Genomic DNA, 16,554 nt, shown 5'->3' on the forward strand with positions numbered 1-16,554 from the left:
CGCTTTCGTCGTCAGGACGTTTCGTCCTAGTGAGCCGCCCATTCTATATCGTTTTTCGTTTCCGTCAACACCCTCGTGAAGCTTTTTTTCGAGGTTGTCGCCGAAGCGATATAGCTGCCGTAGCGTTTGCCTTTCGGCGTGGGCCGCTGCGGGAGGCGAATAATACGGTTTTCAGAAAGGGCTGCAACCCCCTTTCGTGAATTATTTTTGAAAGCGCCGTTAAATCAGGCGGATACGGGCGAAATTTCTTTTGCCGACCTGCAGCACACCCTCGAAACCAGCCACGAACGTGCGGGAAGCATCTTCCACCACCTCGCCGTCGATACGCACGGCGCGCTCCTTGAGCTTGCGGTTCGCCTCGGAATTGCTGGGCGTGACGCCCGCGGCGGTAAGCAGGGAGGCCAGACGGAACCCTTCAGGGGGCACGGCGATCTCTGCGAGCGGAAGCAGGCTGGTATCGCCCTGCCCTGTTACCACGGCGTTCCAGCCGGCGATCGCCTGTTCTGCGGCGCCGGCATCGTGGAAGCGCGTGGCCAGTTCACGGGCCAGGCGGAGCTTGGCTTCCCTGGGATTGAGCGTGCCGGAGGCGACGTCGGCCTTCATGGCGGCCAGCTCATCCAACGATACGTCGAAACTGAGCAGTTCGAACCAGCGCCACATGAGGTCATCGCCGATCTTCATCGTCTTGGTGACGATGTCGATGGCCGGTTCGTTGATACCTATGTAGTTGCCCAGCGACTTGGACATCTTGTTGACCCCGTCCAGGCCCTCCAGGAGGGGCATGGTCAGGACGATCTGCGGCGGCTGCCCGTGGTGCTCCTGCAGGGCGCGCCCCATCAGCAGGTTGAACCGCTGGTCGGTACCGCCCAGCTCGACGTCCGCCCTGAGGGCCACCGAGTCGTAGCCCTGCACCAGCGGATAGAGGAACTCGTGGATGGCGATGGGCTGCTCCGACTTGTACCGCTTGGCGAAGTCGTCGCGCTCCAGCATGCGCGCCACGGTATGGGTAGCGGCCAGGCGGATCATGTCCGCGGCCCCCATGCTGCCGAACCACTCCGCGTTGAAGCGCAGCTCGGTCTTCTCCCGGTCCAGCACCTTGAAGACCTGCTCGGCGTAGGTCTCGGCATTGGCCAGCACGTCCTCGCGGGTGAGCGGCTTGCGGGTGGCGTTCTTGCCCGTAGGGTCGCCGATCATCCCCGTGAAGTCGCCGATCAGGAAGATGACCTGGTGCCCGAGGTCCTGGAACTGGCGCATCTTGTTGAGCAGCACAGTGTGGCCGATGTGCAGGTCGGGGGCCGTGGGGTCGAATCCGGCCTTGATCCGCAGCGGGCGTCCCGTCTTGAGCCGTGCCTCGAGGTCGTCCTTCTTGATGATCTCGTCCGCGCCACGCGCGATCAGCGCGAGGGCCTGCTCCAGCTCGTTCATGCTTTCTCTCTATAGTCTGTAAGTCAGCGTCCTTCACATTTGTCAGTGAAGACGGCATGGGGGTTAATTGTGCGTTAACCCCACGATGTGTTGCAAAGCCTTGATGGAAAAGGCGTTGACGGCCTTTACACGCGGCCGTTATGGTACGCGACAACTCGGGGCGAGCGGATAGACAAAGACGATGAGTGACGCAAACCGCAGGGCGCACAGCGCCCGCAAGCAGGCCATCCGGCGCAAGGCACAGCGCAGGCATTCGCACTTCTACGATTCGCGTGCCCATTGGTCGTTCAGTCGTAACGCCTCGGCCGAGCCGCTGAGCTGGAGCCGTGAACGCTGGATTCTCGCCGGCACGGCGTTCCTCCTGGTCATCCTCTCCGCCCTGGTCATCCCCGCCTGGGCCGGTGCGATGAAGAAGCAGACGACGGTCACCGGTTCCGCGGTCACCGTGCCCATGGCCCTGTCGAAGTCCCACGCGGTCGTTCCGCTGGCCCTGCCGAAGATCGACCCCGCGTCCATCAAGCCGATCGCCCCGATCGAAGAATGGCAGACGGTGCAGGTCAAGCCGGGCCAGACCCTTGCCGACATCTTCCTGGCGCAGGGCCTGACCATGAACGACCTGCAGCACGTGATCGACGGTGCCGGCGGCGCAAAGGTTTTCCACCAGATCAAGCCGGGCCAGGAGTTCCAGTTCCTCGTCGGCGACGACCACACCCTCAAGGGCGTGCGCTTCGACCAGGACGAAGCCAACATCGCCACCCTGCGCATCGACGGCGACAAGCCCCAGCTGACGACGCAGACGCGCGACGTGCAGCATCGCGAGCACATCGTCCACGGCGTCATCGACGGTTCCCTGTTCGGCGCGGCCTCCCAGGCCGGCATGAGCAACGCGATGGTGCTGAAGCTGGCCGAGGTGTTCAAGTTCGACATCGACTTCGTGCAGGACCTGCGCGTCGGCGACAGCTTCACCGTCATCTACGACGACGTGTACAGCGACGGCTCGTTCCTGCGCGACGGCGATATCTCCGCCGCGGAGTTCGTCAACCAGGGCAAGCGCTATACCGCTTACCGCTACAAGAACGGCGACGGCAAATACAGCTACTACAGTGAGGAAGGGCGGCCGCTCACCGGTTCCTTCCTACGTATCCCGGTCGACTTCACCCGCATCTCCTCGCAGTTCAGCGCCGGACGCATGCATCCGATCCTGGGCAAGATGCGCGCGCACAAGGGCGTGGACTACGCCGCCCCCACCGGCACGCCGATTCATGCCGCGGGCGATGGCGTGGTCAAGTTCCGCGGCTGGATGAACGGCTACGGCAACTTCGTGGTGATCCAGCACAACGCCACCATCAGCACCGCGTACGGCCACATGTCGAAGTTCGCCAACCTGCGCGTAGGCCAGCGGGTCAGCCAGGGCAGCACCATCGGCTTTGTCGGCATGACCGGCCTCGCCACCGGCCCCCACCTGCACTACGAATTCCGCGTCAACAACGTCCAGCGCGATCCGCAGACGGTAACGCTGCCGAAGCCGGAGCCGCTGCCGGCCGCCCAGCTGGCGAAGTTCCGGAAAGACGTGGTCGGACCGCAGCTGGCTCGCCTCAAGCAGATCGACAACAGCACCAAGCTCGCCCGTGTCGACACCGGCGCGAACGGCACCGACTGATCGATGGCGCGTGCCGACGGCCTGTACATCGGCCTCATTTCAGGGACCAGCGCCGACGGCATCGACGCCGCGCTGGTCCGCTTCGAGAACGAACGCCCGGCCCTCGTCGCCGGGCTCACGTATCCCTGGGATAACGCCCTGCGCCAGCTGATCCTGGCCGTGGCGCAGGATGAGGAACGCCTCGACCTGGACCGCTACGGACGGCTCGATGTGGCCGTGGGCGTGGCCTTCGCCGATGCGGCCCAGGCCGTGCTGGCACGAGCCGGCGTGGCCCGGTCCGACGTTACCGCGATCGGCTCGCACGGCCAGACGATCCGCCACCGCCCCGGCGGTGACCACCCCTTCACCCTGCAGATCGGCGACGCCTCGGTGATTGCGGAACGCACCGGCATCGACACCGTGGCCGATTTCCGCCGCGCGGACGTCGCTGCCGGTGGTCAGGGGGCTCCGCTCGTACCGGCCTTCCACGCCACGGTGTTGCGCCCCGTGTCCGGCGCGCGCGTGGTGCTCAACCTGGGCGGCATCGCCAACATCACCTTGCTGGGCGCCGACGGCGGCGTGACCGGTTTCGACACCGGCCCCGCCAACGGGCTGATGGACGCCTGGTGCCTGCGCCACCGCGGGGAAGCCTTCGACCGTGACGGACGCTTCGCCGCGTCCGGCCGTGTGGACGCGCCGTTGCTGCGCGAACTGCTGGCCGATACGTATTTCGCGCTCGCGCCACCGAAAAGCACGGGACGTGAACACTTCCACCTCGCCTGGCTGGCGGCACACCCCCGCGTGGGCGAACTGCCCCCCGAGGATGTGCAGGCCACGCTGCTGGCACTGAGCGCGGTCAGTGTGGTGGAAGCGATCGAACGGCACGCGCCCGACGCCATCGACGTCGTCGCCTGCGGGGGTGGTGTGCACAATGCAGGCCTGATGCAGGCCATTGCCGATCGACTGGACGGCCCTCGGCTGCGGATGAGCACCGACTTCGGCATCGACCCCGACATGCTGGAAGCCATGGCGTTCGCCTGGCTGGCGTATCGCCGCCTGCGGGGCGAACCGGGCAACCTGCCGGTCGTGACCGGGGCGCGCGGCCCTCGACTACTGGGCGCCCTCTATGCGGCGCCTGCACCCGGACCGCTCGACGGCTAGACCCGCTCGGCGGGGCTCGCTTCGCTACGCGCTGCCGCGTCCGCCAGCGATGACGGCGAGGCCTGGGCCAACGCGGACAGCGCCTCCTGGAAGGCGGCCTGCTCCTGGGCATCCCAGGCACCGGTGAGGTGCGCGATGTCGCCGGGCTCGATCAGCAGTTCACTGAACACGTCGCCCGGACTCAAACCCAGCCCGTAGCGCAATGCGTGGAGGATCACTTCGTTGATCGACCAGCGGCGTTCGCGCGCGAGCGATTTGATCCGCTCGGCCATCTGCTCGTCGATGTGTCTCACGATGATATCTGGCACGTGCGTTTTACTCCTCGCGCATGCCCCCTGTGCCGGAAATCTTACACACATCCGGCCGGTGACCAAAACCGGCCGTGCGGCCTACGTCGCTTCGACGGCCATGGGGCGCGGCATCCGGTGCCACAGCAGCGCCAGCAGGACCAGGGTGGGCACGATGGACACGGTGCTGACGATGAAAAGCGCCGCGTAGCCCGAATCCTTGACCAGGAAGCCCGAGAGCCCACCCAGCAGCTTGCCCGGCAGGTTGGCCAGCGCGCTCAGCAGCGCGTACTGCGTCGCGGTGAACCGGCGGTTGACCAGCCCCGACATGAAGGCCACCAGCACGGGCCCGGCAAAGCCCTGGGCAAAGTTGTCGCCGGACAGGGTGGCCACGAACGCCCAGGTCTGCCCGGGGTTCATCGCCATCAGCAGGTAGAGCAGGTTGGACACCGCGACGCCGATGGCGGAGATCACCAGCAGGCGGCGCATGTCGAAGCGGGTGACCGCCCAGCCGCCCAGCAGTGCGCCGACGATGCCGACGATCACGCCGTACACCTTCGACACCTCGGCGATCTGGGTCTTGCTGAAACCGGCGTCCAGGTAGAAGGGATAGGCCATGACCCCGAGCATCTGGTCCGGCAGGCGGAACAGGGCGACGAACAGCAGCAGGCCCAGCGCCAGCCCCAGACCGTAGCGCGAGAGGAAATCGCGGAACGGCCCGACGAAGCCCTCCTGGATCGCTACCCGCATGGGCACACGCTCGCGCACGCGGTGTTCCGGCTCGCGGGCCAGCAGCACGGCGATGACAGGGATGACCAGCAGGCCGCAGATGGCCACGTAGCCGCGTTGCCAGCCGAGCGCGTCGGCGACGATCAGGATGCCGGCACCGCCGGCGATCAGCCCCAACCGATAGCCGAGCGTATAGGTGGCGGCCAGCGCGCCCTGGGCCTCGGGGGGCGCGATCTCCACGCGATAGGCATCCACCACGATATCGATGGTGGCGCCGGCGAAGGCGGCCACCAGGGTGACCGCCATGAAGCGCGCCAGGGAGAGCGTCGGTGGGAACGCGGCCATGCCGAGCAGGCCGACACCCAGCAACAGCAGGGCGAACATCAGCCAGCCGCGACGCAGGCCAAGGCGACCGAACAGTGGCAGGCGCCACTTGTCGACCAGCGGCGCCCACAGGAACTTGAAGTTATAGGCAAACGTGACGTAGCTGGCGACGCCGATCGCACCGTAATCGACGCCCGATTCCTTGAGCCACGCCGACAGCGTGTTGCCCACCAGGAGGAACGGCAACCCGGACGCCAGACCGAAGAAAAGCAGGGTGACGGCGCCCGGCTGGGCGAACGCGGCGGCGATACCACGCAAGCCCTTGTAGCGTGGCGCCGCGGCGGTATCGCTCACTCGGCGTAGTCCACGATGAAGGGCGCGTGGTCGGAAAAGCGCTCGTCGCGGTAGATCGAGCAGTCGCGCAGGCGATCGCGCAGGCCCGGGGTCACGATCTGGTAGTCGATCCGCCAACCCACGTTGTTGGCGCGGGCCTGGCCGCGATTGGACCACCAGGTGTACTCGACCGCCTCCGGCTTCAGCGCGCGGAAGCTGTCGACCCAGCCGATCTCCTTGAACAGGAGGTCGAGCCAGGCGCGTTCCTCGGGCAGGCAGCCGGAGTTCTTCTGGTTGGAGGTCCAGTTCTTGATGTCGTTTTTGGTGTGGACGATGTTCCAGTCGCCGCAGAGCACGTAGTCGCGTCCGCTGGCCGCCCATTCGCGGAGGATCGGCGTCAGCCACTCCATCACGCGGAACTTGTACTGCTGGCGCTCGTCGCCCGAGGAACCCGACGGGATGTAGAACGACACCACGCTGAGGTTGCCGTAGCGCGCCTCGATGTAGCGACCTTCGCAGTCGAAATCCTCGCGACCCAGCGATACGCGCACTTCGTCCGGCTCACGGCGCGAGTAGATCGCGACACCGCTGTAGCCCTTCTTGCTGCGCGCGTCGTGGTAGAAGCAATGGTGACCGTCGGGCCGGAACATCGGGTCGGTGAGCTGGTATTCCTGGGCCTTGGTTTCCTGCAGGCAGACCACGTCGGCCTCCTGCGTGCGCAACCATTCGAAGACACCCTTGGTGGCGGCGGAACGGATACCGTTGGCGTTGAGCGAGATGATGCGCATGGGACCTTGATCGGGCATTCGATGACCCGTCCATCATACCTGCGCCTACAATGCGCGCATGAGCCCGCCTGTCCGCGTCACGCCCGTCACCGCCGAACTTCGCGCCGCCGTCCTCGCGGTGGCCGTGCATCCCGGGCAGGTGCCGTTTGCCGGGCGCACCGCCGATTCGCTGGCCGACGCCGCGGTGTGCCCGGGCAGCGAGGCACTGGCGCTGCTGGTCGACGAGGCGGTGGTCGGCTACGTCCGCATCGACCGGCGCGCGACGGCCCTGGGCGATCATCCGCTGGCGGATGGCGCGGTGGCGCTGCGCTCTTTCATGATCGACGCGGGCCGGCAGGGACAGGGCCTCGGCCGCCGCGCCCTGGATGCCATCCAGGCCTATGCGGAAGGCCGCCATCCCGACCGCGAGCGCATCGTGTTGACGGTGAACCTGCGCAACGAGGCCGCCGTGCACCTCTACCGCCGCGCGGGCTATCGCGAAGACGACGAGCTGTACCATGGCGGTCCGGCCGGCCCGCAATACGTGATGTGGCGCCCGTTGCACCCCTGGACCCACTGAGAGATCCCCCCGTGTACGACTACCAGCGCGAATTCATCGAACTCACCCTGACCCGCGACGTGCTGCGCTTCGGCGACTTCACGCTGAAATCGGGGCGCAGCAGCCCGTATTTCTTCAACATGGGCCGGATTGATTCCGGTGCCGCCCTGGCCGGTCTCGGCCGGTCGTACGCGGCCGCGGCCACCCGCTCGGGCGTACCGTTCGACATGCTGTTCGGGCCGGCCTACAAGGGCATCGCCCTGGCCGCCGCCACGGCGATCGCGTTGGCCGACACCCAGGGGCGGGATGTGCCGTGGGCGTACAACCGCAAGGAAGCCAAGGATCACGGCGAAGGCGGCCACCTGGTCGGCGCGCCGCTGACCGGCCGCGTGCTCATCGTCGACGACGTGATGACCGCCGGCACGGCCGTGCGCGAATCCCTCGAGCTGATCCGTGCCCAGGGCGCGGAACCCGCCGGCGTGCTGATCGCGCTCGACCGGCAGGAACGCGGGCAAGGCGAGCTGTCGGCGGCGCAGGAAGTGGCCGCCCAGTTCGGCATCCCGGTCGTTGCCATCGCCACACTGGCCGACGTGCTGACCTATGCAGGCGAGCGGCCCGATCTGGCGACGGAACACCAGCGACTGCTGGCCTACCGCGAGCGATACGGCGTCCAGGCCTGAGCGTATCCGGCCAGGATGGCCGTCGGTGTCCAGCCTTGGGGAGGCGGGCGTAGCCTGTCACTCCCGGCTGGCTATACTCCTTGCACAGGAGGGGACACCATGCGAGCAGTGCGTTACATGATGGCGGCGACGGCCCTGTGCTTCGGCACGATGGCGCTGGCCCAGGACAACACCACGAACAACAACAACTTCCGCTACAAGTGGAAGGACGCCGGTGGCCATTCGTTCTTCAGCGACAGCCTGACCCCCGAGGCGATGAAGTCGGGCTACGACGTGGTCAACGCGCAGGGCGTGACGGTGCGCCATGTGGATCGCCAGCTGACGGCCGACGAACGCGAGGCCGCACGCAAGGTGGCCGAGCAGCAGGCCGCCGTCCAGGCGGCAGCCGACCAGCGCAAGCGTGACGATGCCCAGTTGCTCAATGCGTATCCCGATGAAACGGCATTCTCGACCGCCAAGCAAGCCGAGCTGGACAACGTCGAGCAGGCCGCCCGCACCACGCGCATGAACCTGCAGGGCCAGGAAAAGGCGCTGGCCGACCTGCTCAATCGCGCCGGTGACCTCGAGCGCAGCAAGCAGCCGGTGCCGCCTTACCTGAACGACCGGATCACCGAGCAGCGCAACACGGTGGCCGGACTGCGCGCGGCGCTACAACGGCAGCAGGCCGCCAAGGATGCCGCCCAGGTGAACATGGATGCGCAGCTGAAGCACTATCGCGAACTGAAGGCCGCGGACTCGTCCGGCCGCTGATCCCGCCCCGACCGGAACCCGCCGGTCAGAACGGCAGGGGCAGATCCGGGGCCACCGCCAGCAGGCGCTGGCGGAAGGCCTGCTTGATGCGCTCCAGCGCCTTCCCACTGTCCGCGTCGAAACGGAAGATCAGTGCGGGCGAGGTGTTGGATGCACGCACCAGTCCCCAGCCGTCGGGCCAGTCCACGCGGACCCCGTCGATCGTCGTCACCCGGGCGTCGTCGAACGTCGCACCGGCGCGGAACGCGTCCATGAAGCGGAACGCCATGCCTTCCTCCGCCACCGGCAACTTCAGCTCGGGGGTGGATACGCTCCGGGGCAAGGTATCGAACAGCTCGGCGACGCTGCGTTCTTCCGGGTCGCCGGCGACGATCTCCAGCAGGCGCGCCGCGGCGTAGATGCCGTCGTCGAAACCGTACCAGCGGTTGTTGTCGGCGAAGAAGAAATGGCCGCTCATCTCGCCCGCCAGGGCGGCGCCGGTCTCGCGCATCTTCGCCTTGATCAGCGAGTGCCCGGTGCGCCACATCAGCGGCACCCCCGCGGCATCCTGGATGACCTTGCGCAGGTGGCCCGTGCATTTCACGTCGTAGATCACCGTGGCGCCGGGATTGCGGGAAAGCACATCGCCGGCGAACAGCATCAGCAGCCGGTCCGCGTCGATGACCTCACCCTTGGCGGTGACCACGCCGAGGCGGTCGCCGTCGCCATCGAAGGCGACGCCCAGGTCCGCGCCGAGGGCGTGCACCGCCGCGATCAGGTCAGCCAGGTTGCGCGGATCGGACGGATCGGGGTGGTGGTTGGGGAACGTGCCGTCGACATCGCAATACAGCGGGATGACTTCACAGCCGATCCCTTCGAGGACGCGAGGCGCCACCAAGCCGGCCACGCCGTTGCCGGCATCCACGACGACCTTGAGGCGCCGCTCGGCGGACACGTCACCCACGATGCGGGCCACGTAGGCATCGAGCACGGGTTGCTCGCGCCAGGTTCCGACGCCGTCGTCGCGTAGTTCGCCCTCGACGATCCGGCGGTGCAGGTCGGCGATGGCCGCTTCGGCCAGGGTCTCGCCGCCGACCACGATCTTGAACCCGTTGTGGTCGGCTGCATTGTGGCTGCCGGTGACCGCCACGCCGCAGCCGGTGCCCAGGTGGAACGCCGCGAAGTACACCAGCGGCGACGGCGCCAGGCCGATATCGATCACGTCGATGCCGGCGGCGCGCAGGCCCTCCGACAGGCCGCGCGCCAGCGACTCCCCGGAAAGCCGGCCGTCACGCCCGACCACCATCTCGTGCAGGCCACGCTCGGCCATCAGCCCGCCGATCGCCTGGCCGATGCGATGGGCTACATCCGGCGTGAGCGAGGTGCCGGCCACGCCGCGAATGTCGTAGGCGCGAAACATCGACGCGTCGAGCGCCGTCGCCATGGCCGGGGTAGACGGCGGCGCCGGTGCGACCCGCGCCCGCTCACCCGGGGCATCACCCGGGTGGACCGATGCGGGCGGCAGGCGCGGCTTGCGCGGCACCTCGGCCACCAGGAATTCGGGCTCCGCGGGCGCCTCGATCCGTACCGGACGGCGCCGGCTGGACCACAGCAGGAACCCACCCGCGCCCAGGCCGATCAGGCTGAGCAGCGCCGCCAGCGGCACCGAGTGCGGAATGACGATGAAGGCCTGCGGCATGGCCGCCACGACATACAGGGACGTGCCGGGGACGACCGTCTCCTGGCCGTCCGAATCGACCGAGGTCGAGCCCTTGGCCAGCAACGTGATGCCACTTTCCCCGCTGCCCTGCCGGAGCGAGAGCCGACCGCCGCCGGGCGAGGCGGCGTCGAAGCGCGCCACGATGTCGTCGAACGGGTATTCCAGCCAGGCCCAGGCGCGCAGCGTACCGCCGACGGCGATCGGCTCGGCCACGGAAAGGAAGCGCCGATTGCCGCGTACGGCGGTGGCGGCGACGGGCGGCTCGGACGAGCCCAGCGCGGCCAGCAACTGCGCCGCCTTGGCGTAACCGAACTCACGGAAATTGGCCCGAACGACCTCGTCCAGGCCGGCGCTGTATACCTCGACCACGGCGGCAGCCGGCAGCAACGCATGCAGTTGCGCGGCCGCGGCGGCGTGATCGTCGATCGCCGCCTGGACGGCGGGGGCGGCGGTCGCCTGCAGGAATTGCTGGCGTTTGGCGCCATAGAGCTGGCCGAGATCGCGCACGACCTGGCGCTGCGCGTCGCGCGTGCGCTCCGCCGCGGCACCCTCATCGGCGATCAGCCAGGCCTGCCAGGCACAGAACGCGCCCACCACGATGAGCAGCGTTGCGCCGGCCAGAGGTAGCAGACCTCGCAGATCGGCGCGGGATGCCCGCCCTTCCCCGCCCTTTTTCCCAGCCATGGTGCCCCTCGTTTCCCCTGGCGAATCAGCCGATACCGGTCGAGCCGAACCCGCCTTCGCCCCGCTGCGACGGCGTGAACCCTTCCACCACGCGCAAGCGTGGACGCCCCACCGGCACGAGCAGCAACTGTGCTACCCGATCGCCTGGTGCGATGGTGACATCGGCGTTACCGCGATTCCAGCAGGAAATCATCAGGGGGCCCTGGTAGTCGGCATCGATCACGCCGACCAGGTTGCCCATGACCAGGCCCTGCTTATGGCCCAGGCCCGAACGCGGCACGATCAGCGCGCACCAGGCGGGGTCGCCGATGTGGATGGCCAGACCCGTGGGCACCAGCTGGCTTTCGCCCGGCGCGAGCGTGACCGGGGCATCGACCGCCGCGCGCAGGTCCATGCCCGCGCTGCCTGCCGTGGCCGGCTCCGGCAGGGGAATGCTGGTGCCCAGGCGCGGGTCGAGGAGTTTCAGTTCGATGTCGATCAAGGGGTGCTTCCGTGTCCGGCGAGGAAATGTCGGGCGACATGCGCGATGAGATGACGGGCCAGCTCGGTCTTGGCCGTACGGGCCAGCGCGATGTCGCCATCGTGCCAGTAGAGATGCAGGGCGTTGTCCGCCACCTCGAAACCCTTGCCCGCGCCCACGTCGTTGGCGGCGATCATGTCCAGGCCCTTGCGCCGCAGTTTGTCCTGCGCGTACCCGGCCACATCGCGCGTTTCGGCGGCGAAGCCGACCAGGAAGGGATGGACCGGGCGCGCGGCCAGCGCGGCGATGATGTCGGGATTTTCCGTCAGCTCGAGACGCAGCGGCGAGCCGGCGGTCTTCTTCAGCTTGTGCCCTGCCAGCTCCGCGGGACGGTAATCGCCCACCGCGGCGGCGCCGATGTAGATGTCCGCGCCGTCCGCCGCGGCCAGCACCGCATCGTGCATCTGCCGTGCGCTGCGCACGTCCACGCGGTGCACGCCGACGGGCGTGGTCATCGCGACGGGGCCCGCCACCAGGGTGACCTCCGCACCGGCGTCCCGCGCGGCGGCGGCCACGGCGAAACCCATGCGTCCGGAGCTGCGGTTGCCGATGAAGCGCACCGGGTCGATGTCTTCGTACGTGGGGCCGGCGCTGACCACGACACGACGGCCGCGCAGCGGTTGCTCGCCGAAGGAGGCGACGAGGATGTCGCGCAGTTCGTGCGGCTCCAGCATGCGGCCGGAGCCGATATCGCCACACGCCTGGTCGCCATCGGCTGGGCCCAGCACCTCGACACCGCGGACCCGCAGCGTACCGATGTTGGCCTGGACGGCGAGATGGGCCCACATCTGCTGGTTCATGGCCGGCGCGACATAGACGGGCGCCGCCGTGGCCAGCACCACGGTGGTCAGCAGGTCGTCCGCATGCCCATGGGCCAGCCGCGCCAGTGTGTCCGCACTGGCCGGTGCGATCAGCACGCGCTCGGCCCAGCGGGCGAGCTCGATATGGCCCATCGCGGCCTCGCCTTGTTCATCCCACAGGCTGACCCGCACGGGCTGGCCCGAGAGCGCCTGGAAGGTGGTCGGCGTGACGAAGTGCGTGGCGCCCTCGGTCATCACCACGCGTACCTCGGCCTGCAGGTCGCGTAGACGACGAACGAGCTCGCAGATCTTGTAGGCGGCGATGCCGCCGGTGACGCCGATCAGGATGCGACGCTGATGAAGACTCATGGCGGAACGGCGCGGTGGCGGGGGTCGGTCAGCTTAGCGGATTTCCGCGCAGCAGGCGGCGCGAGAAAGGCCTTGCGAGATACCTCGCCTCACGGCTTCACCACAGGCTCGTCGCCGGCGTGGGCCGACACCGCGCTTCCCGCCGCGCTGGCGGCGACCGCAACGAACCGGTCCACGGGGCAGAGCGTCACGCCGCCACACGCCGGCTGTGCCAGCACCTGTCGCACCAGGGCACCGGCCGCCGTCATGTTTCCCGCTCGCAACGCATCCAGTGTCGGCATGGCGACCGTGAGGCGAACGGCCTTGCCGGTGGGCGTCTGCACCAGGTCGTAGACCAGGGCACCGCCGGGCGGGTAGTCGTCAGCCCGCGTGGCCTCGTGCCAGTCCAGCCCGAGCAGGCCCGCCTGCGCCGCCAGGTCGGTATCGTGACCGAGCAGCACCAGCACGCGCGTGCCCGGCGCCACGAGGGACTTGACCGAGGTCGGTGGTGCGGCCGCCTGCGCCAGCGTCGCCGTGACATACGCCAGCATCGTGCCGCCACGCGACCGCGAGGCGGCGGGCGTGGCATGCGCCAGCCGGAACGACGCATTGTGCAGTCCGATGAGGCGCGCGACGCCCGCGGCGTCGAGTCGGCCCCAGCCGTACTGCGCCGCGGGCATGCCTTCCACATAGCCGAGCATGATGTTCTCGGACAGCGAGCCCGCCGTCTTCAGGGCCTTCGCCGCGTCACCCCCCAGCAGCACCTGCTTGCCCCCGGCCTTCGCCCGGGTGAGGCAGGCGTCGTCGTGGCACCCCAGCAGCACCTGCTGCAAGACGGCCAGGGTCTGAAGGATCGGCGTGTCGATGGCCGCGGCCTGGATGCCACCGCCATCGTCGTCATCGCCGGCGGCCGCGCCGCGGAACAGCGGATCGTCCTTGCCCATGGGAAACGCCTGGTAGACGGGCGCGCAGCCGGGGGAGAGGCCCGCCAGCAGCGCCACGGCACTGGCCTGGTTACGCGCGGTGCTGTCCGCGATCACCCGCACTTCGCCCTTGCAACTGTCGTGAGGCAATCCCGCGTCGCGCAGGTCCTGGCTCAGGCGTCCACCGAGCGAGCGCAAGGTGTCGCGGCCATGGTCCGTAAGTTGCCCAGGCGGCACCGGCCACGAGGGCCAGGGATCGCTGGCATACCGAGCCAGGTCCGCCGGTGCCTTGGTCGGCGAGCGGATGCCATGGCGCATCAGGATCACCCGCTCCAGCACGCGCGGCGACGTGCCGGCGTCCACGGCCCCGGCCGCCGGTGCGGCAAGGCCCAGCACCGCGACCACGGCCAGCAGGCGCCACACGGTCGGCGCCCTCACAGCTTCAACGACAGGTCGAGGAAGACGCCGCGCCCGGGCAGGCCCCAGTAGAGGGCGTCGCCGCTGACGCTCTGCGTACCCGCGTAGCCGATGAACTTGTGGACGTTGAACAGGTTGTTGACGTCCATGCTGACGGACCAGCCCTTGCCGGTGGGACCGCCGTCGGCACTGCGATAGCCCAGGGCGGCGTCGGTGGAAACGTACGCGGCCAGGCGGTGGTCGTCGACGAACACCGTATTGCCGCTGCCGTCGGTCGCGTTGTCGCTACCGTACTGGGCACCGATGAACTTGGCCATCACCGAACCGTAGTAGCCGAGCGGACTGCTGTACAGCACACCCAGCGCGGCGGTGAGCTTCGGCGTACCGGCGATGCGCGTGTCGGTGTGCTTGTAGGTCGCCTCGTTGTAGGTCGCATTGCCATAAAGGCTGAGCGCCGGCGTCAGCGCGAAGGTGCCCTCCACTTCGGCGCCCTTGTAGATCGCGCCGCCCGCATTCAGGTAGGTCGGCTGCTGACCCACATCCGTGTTGACGAGCGTGGAAGCGAGGTAGTTCCGGAAGTCGATGTAATAGACATCGGCCCCGAAGGTCAGCCCGCGATCGGCATACGCCGTGCCGATCTGGTAGTTCGTGGTGGTTTCCGGATCCAGCTTGCGCGAGCCCGACAGTTCGATCACGTCGATGGGCGGCGCGAGGAACCCCTTCGCCACCTGGGCATAGCCGGCCCACCGGTCGCTGAAGCTGTCGTGCAGGCTGAGCGACGGCAACAGGGCGTTGTAGTTGGCGGAGTCGTACTGCGATACCCGTGCATTCTGCTTGCTGACGGGCGCGCTCATCTGCCGCGTGACGGTGCTGTAGCGCGCACCCGGGCTCAGCGTGAGGGCATCGGTGATCGACCAGTCGTACTGCACATAGGGTTGGAACGTGTCGGTGCGGTCGCGCAAGAGATAGTTATACGTCGAGCCGTACTTGGTGCCCGTCGCCACGCCGGTGGTCAGGTCGAGCGGGTACTGGTAACGGGCGTCCTGGCTGCGTTCCAGCCATGCACCGGTCTGCAACTGCCCAGGGCCCAGTTCGCGTTCGAACCGCAGCACGTCACCGAACGCATGGAAGCCGGAGTCGGACAGTTTGCCGGGCACGTCGTGCTTCAGCGTGGAAACCTTCTTGCCCGCCGCGTTGTACACGGTCACCCCGTTATCCGCCGGGTTGTCGTCGGTCGCGTCGGTGGTCTTGCGGGCCCAGTGATCGAACGTATTGAGATAGGCCTTGTTATCCATGGTCCACGCGCCAAGCTGCGTCACGAGACCCACGTAGGTGAAGCTGGAGTAGTACGCGGCGTTGTTGTAGCCCTTGTAGCTTTGCAGCAACGGATCGTCGGTCAGGCCGCGACGCCAGCCGAACTGGTCGATCTGCTGCTTCGTGGCGCCCTGCACCGTGTTCTGGTGTTCGCGGTTGTAGCTGCTGACGAAGGTAAGCGTGGTACCCGGCGACAGCGTGGTGAGGGTCTTGATGAACGCATGCTCGCGCTCGTCGTCCACCCCCTTCAGGTAGGTATCGCTCTTTTCCTTCGAGATGTCGGCAAAGATGCGCGTGTTGCCGATGGTCTCGTCGGCGCTCACGCCGCCGGCCAGCGTGTTCCAGCTACCTGCGGTGGTATAGAGCGTCACCCCGTCGACCTTGGCGGGATCGCGCGAACGCAGGCCCACCGTGCCGCCGAAGGTGGCGTTACCGAGGGTGGCGCCACCGCCCGGACCGCGATCGATCTCCGCCTGGCCCAGCACGTGGTTATTGAAGTAGGCCGAGGTGGTGTGATGCAGGTCACTCGCGTCGCCGAAAGGAATGCCGTCGAAGGTGATGTTGAACTGGCCGTCCTGGAAGCCGCGGATGCTGATGCCTTCGTTCTTGCCCATGCCCGGGCCTTCCGGCGAGGTAACGGTGACACTGGGCGAGTACTTGATGATGTCGTCGAAGTTGGCGTTGAAGCGCAGGCCGTCGCGAATGAAGCGCTCGTCGATCACCGAGGTGGGCTGCGTGGCTTCCAGCGGCGGCGCGCTGGGCGCGAGCGTATCGACGGTGTTGGCCTGCACGCTTACCGGAGCGAGGTCGCGCGGTGTGCCTTCGGCCCCATCGATCGGGGGGAGCGTGTCGGCGCGGCGAGCGGCCGCGACGCTTTTGTCGGGATGGCCTGCCGGCACCAGCGTGACCGTGGAGGCGGTGACGAAGCGATAGTCCAGCCCCGTTCCCGCCAGCAGCGCATGCAGTTGCCCCCGTGGTTCGAGGCCGGCGGGAACCGCCGTGCTACGCAGGGCGTGCACGGCATCCGGCGTATACACCACCTGCATGCCGGTCTGGCGCGCGAACGTGTCCAGGGCCTGATCGAGCGGCAGCGCGGCGATCGGCGCCTCGTTGGCGACCTGCGCCGCGAGGACCGAAAGCGGCAGCGTACCGAGCAGCACGGCAAGGGAGAAGGCGAGTGTGTTTCGCATGCGGG

General features: G+C 67.9%; 13 protein-coding genes and 1 pseudogene. 5 read left to right on the plus strand and 9 right to left on the minus strand.

What is annotated here, in order from left to right:
• Nucleotides 1-219 precede the first annotated feature (219 nt).
• On the minus strand, nucleotides 220-1,425 hold the full coding sequence (tyrS, locus tag ACVKN3_RS16960) for a tyrosine--tRNA ligase (protein WP_354516719.1): 1,206 nt from the start codon (nucleotides 1,423-1,425) through the stop codon (nucleotides 220-222).
• Between the two features lie 181 nt (nucleotides 1,426-1,606).
• Between tyrS and ACVKN3_RS16965 the strand changes: the two genes are divergently transcribed.
• Both ACVKN3_RS16965 and ACVKN3_RS16970 read left to right on the plus strand, forming a co-directional pair.
• On the plus strand, nucleotides 1,607-3,085 hold the full coding sequence (locus ACVKN3_RS16965) for an OapA family protein (protein WP_354516721.1): 1,479 nt from the start codon (nucleotides 1,607-1,609) through the stop codon (nucleotides 3,083-3,085).
• Between the two features lie 3 nt (nucleotides 3,086-3,088).
• On the plus strand, nucleotides 3,089-4,225 hold the full coding sequence (locus ACVKN3_RS16970; RefSeq protein ID WP_354516723.1) for an anhydro-N-acetylmuramic acid kinase: 1,137 nt from the start codon (nucleotides 3,089-3,091) through the stop codon (nucleotides 4,223-4,225).
• On the opposite strand, the gene ACVKN3_RS16975 is transcribed toward ACVKN3_RS16970, so the two are convergent.
• The 3 genes and pseudogenes from ACVKN3_RS16975 to ACVKN3_RS16985 all read right to left on the minus strand — a co-directional run bounded on the left by ACVKN3_RS16975 (nucleotide 4,222) and on the right by ACVKN3_RS16985 (nucleotide 6,686).
• The gene (locus ACVKN3_RS16975; RefSeq protein ID WP_285403187.1) at nucleotides 4,222-4,533 is read right to left on the minus strand and encodes a hypothetical protein; all 312 of its coding nucleotides are present in this window, start codon (nucleotides 4,531-4,533) and stop codon (nucleotides 4,222-4,224) included. The genes ACVKN3_RS16970 and ACVKN3_RS16975 overlap by 4 nt on opposite strands.
• 85 nt (nucleotides 4,534-4,618) lie before the next feature.
• A pseudogene (locus tag ACVKN3_RS16980) lies at nucleotides 4,619-5,919 on the minus strand (AmpG family muropeptide MFS transporter); the annotation flags it as partial.
• On the minus strand, nucleotides 5,916-6,686 hold the full coding sequence (locus ACVKN3_RS16985) for an exodeoxyribonuclease III (RefSeq protein ID WP_285403478.1): 771 nt from the start codon (nucleotides 6,684-6,686) through the stop codon (nucleotides 5,916-5,918). The gene ACVKN3_RS16985 and the pseudogene ACVKN3_RS16980, both read right to left, overlap by 4 nt.
• Nucleotides 6,687-6,744: 58 nt before the next feature.
• Here ACVKN3_RS16985 and ACVKN3_RS16990 point away from each other — a divergent pair, with 58 nt between their 5' ends.
• The 3 genes from ACVKN3_RS16990 (at nucleotide 6,745) to ACVKN3_RS17000 (ending at nucleotide 8,654) form a co-directional block, all read left to right on the plus strand.
• Nucleotides 6,745-7,245 carry a GNAT family N-acetyltransferase gene (locus ACVKN3_RS16990; RefSeq protein WP_285403201.1) on the plus strand — a complete coding sequence of 167 codons (501 nt, stop codon included), beginning with the start codon at nucleotides 6,745-6,747 and terminating at the stop codon, nucleotides 7,243-7,245.
• Nucleotides 7,246-7,256: 11 nt separating this feature from the next.
• Nucleotides 7,257-7,904 carry an orotate phosphoribosyltransferase gene (gene pyrE, locus ACVKN3_RS16995; RefSeq protein WP_285403203.1) on the plus strand — a complete coding sequence of 216 codons (648 nt, stop codon included), beginning with the start codon at nucleotides 7,257-7,259 and terminating at the stop codon, nucleotides 7,902-7,904.
• A gap of 99 nt (nucleotides 7,905-8,003) precedes the next feature.
• Nucleotides 8,004-8,654: a DUF4124 domain-containing protein gene (locus ACVKN3_RS17000; RefSeq protein ID WP_354516728.1), complete on the plus strand. Its 651-nt coding sequence runs from the start codon at nucleotides 8,004-8,006 to the stop codon at nucleotides 8,652-8,654.
• Between the two features lie 25 nt (nucleotides 8,655-8,679).
• On the opposite strand, the gene ACVKN3_RS17005 is transcribed toward ACVKN3_RS17000, so the two are convergent.
• From ACVKN3_RS17005 to ACVKN3_RS17025, 5 genes are all read right to left on the minus strand, one after another.
• Nucleotides 8,680-11,037, minus strand: coding sequence for a phosphomannomutase/phosphoglucomutase (locus tag ACVKN3_RS17005; protein WP_354516730.1), 2,358 nt, complete (start codon nucleotides 11,035-11,037; stop codon nucleotides 8,680-8,682).
• Between the two features lie 25 nt (nucleotides 11,038-11,062).
• On the minus strand, nucleotides 11,063-11,518 hold the full coding sequence (gene dut / locus ACVKN3_RS17010; RefSeq protein WP_285403210.1) for a dUTP diphosphatase: 456 nt from the start codon (nucleotides 11,516-11,518) through the stop codon (nucleotides 11,063-11,065).
• Nucleotides 11,515-12,726: a bifunctional phosphopantothenoylcysteine decarboxylase/phosphopantothenate--cysteine ligase CoaBC gene (gene coaBC / locus ACVKN3_RS17015; protein ID WP_354516733.1), complete on the minus strand. Its 1,212-nt coding sequence runs from the start codon at nucleotides 12,724-12,726 to the stop codon at nucleotides 11,515-11,517. The genes dut and coaBC overlap by 4 nt, the downstream gene beginning before the upstream one ends.
• A gap of 89 nt (nucleotides 12,727-12,815) precedes the next feature.
• Nucleotides 12,816-14,051 carry a histidine-type phosphatase gene (locus tag ACVKN3_RS17020; RefSeq protein ID WP_354516735.1) on the minus strand — a complete coding sequence of 412 codons (1,236 nt, stop codon included), beginning with the start codon at nucleotides 14,049-14,051 and terminating at the stop codon, nucleotides 12,816-12,818.
• An 11-nt stretch (nucleotides 14,052-14,062) separates the two neighbouring features.
• A complete protein-coding gene (locus ACVKN3_RS17025; RefSeq protein ID WP_354516737.1) occupies nucleotides 14,063-16,549 on the minus strand; it encodes a TonB-dependent receptor in 2,487 nt (828 codons plus the stop codon).
• Nucleotides 16,550-16,554: the final 5 nt, after the last annotated feature.

It is taken from the genome of Luteibacter sp. PvP120 (genome assembly GCF_054055715.1).

What these genes read in the sequence shown, in the direction of transcription:
- tyrS (WP_354516719.1), bottom strand. Translation starts at nt 1,425, where the DNA reads ATGAACGAGCTGGAGCAGGCCCTCGCGCTGATCGCGCGTGGCGCGGAC.
- ACVKN3_RS16965 (WP_354516721.1), top strand. Translation starts at nt 1,607, where the DNA reads ATGAGTGACGCAAACCGCAGGGCGCACAGCGCCCGCAAGCAGGCCATC.
- ACVKN3_RS16970 (WP_354516723.1), top strand. Translation starts at nt 3,089, where the DNA reads ATGGCGCGTGCCGACGGCCTGTACATCGGCCTCATTTCAGGGACCAGC.
- ACVKN3_RS16985 (WP_285403478.1), bottom strand. Translation starts at nt 6,686, where the DNA reads ATGCGCATCATCTCGCTCAACGCCAACGGTATCCGTTCCGCCGCCACC.
- ACVKN3_RS16990 (WP_285403201.1), top strand. Translation starts at nt 6,745, where the DNA reads ATGAGCCCGCCTGTCCGCGTCACGCCCGTCACCGCCGAACTTCGCGCC.
- ACVKN3_RS17000 (WP_354516728.1), top strand. Translation starts at nt 8,004, where the DNA reads ATGCGAGCAGTGCGTTACATGATGGCGGCGACGGCCCTGTGCTTCGGC.
- ACVKN3_RS17005 (WP_354516730.1), bottom strand. Translation starts at nt 11,037, where the DNA reads ATGGCTGGGAAAAAGGGCGGGGAAGGGCGGGCATCCCGCGCCGATCTG.
- coaBC (WP_354516733.1), bottom strand. Translation starts at nt 12,726, where the DNA reads ATGAGTCTTCATCAGCGTCGCATCCTGATCGGCGTCACCGGCGGCATC.
- ACVKN3_RS17025 (WP_354516737.1), bottom strand. Translation starts at nt 16,549, where the DNA reads ATGCGAAACACACTCGCCTTCTCCCTTGCCGTGCTGCTCGGTACGCTG.